Below are 744 nucleotides of genomic sequence, written 5' to 3' on the forward strand. Positions count from 1 at the left end.
CTGCTGTGGCAACTGCGCAGCTTAGTGCTGACCGTGATGATCGCGGTGGTGGTGGCGGCGGCGCTGGCTCCTTTGGTGGATCTGGCCGAGCGACTACGCATCCCCCGCTGGCTGGGGGTTGTGCTGGTGTATTTGAGCTTAATTGCCGGGATTGCCGGCTTGGCTCTGCTTATTGGCCCGACGGTGGCGACTCAGACCCAGCGGTTGCTGACGAGGCTGCCTTTCTATCTGGAGCAGTTGCAACTGTTGGTGGATACCTGGATTGCCGATCTGGCGGGGGTGGATCCGGCGGCGCTGGACTACTTAAACCAGTTGCTCGATCCTCAGTCGTTGATGAGCTGGGCAGTTCGCTCGGGACAACGGGTGCTGGTGCAGTCTTTCGACTTCACCCGCGGTTTGCTGGGTGGTCTGCTAACCACGGTGCTGACCCTCTTCATTTCCGGCTACATGCTGGTGAGCGGCTCTGACTTGGTGCGGGGCTTGGTGGAGTTGTTTCCTTATCCCTGGAATGAGCGGCTGGCTCAGCAGGTACACCCGATGGCCCAGCGCATGGGGGGCTACATTCAGGGGCGGGTGCTGGTCTCTGCCATTTTGGGTGTGATGATCACCGTCTCGCTTCGCTTTCTCGGCCTGTCGGAGTTCGCTCTGGCGCTGGGGGTGATCGCTGGGTTTACCAACCTTATCCCCTTCATTGGGCCAGTACTGGGATCCCTGCCCGCTTTGGTGGTGGCGATTGTGCAGGGG

1 protein-coding gene is annotated in these 744 nt (G+C 60.8%); it reads left to right on the plus strand.

Going from position 1 to position 744, the window contains the following annotated elements:
- A partial coding sequence (locus NW837_RS10630; protein WP_414331370.1) for an AI-2E family transporter occupies positions 1-744 on the plus strand: 744 nt, incomplete at both ends.

Origin of the sequence: Synechococcus sp. R6-10, assembly GCF_047461815.1 — a bacterium.
Classification (GTDB): domain Bacteria; phylum Cyanobacteriota; class Cyanobacteriia; order Thermostichales; family Thermostichaceae; genus Thermostichus.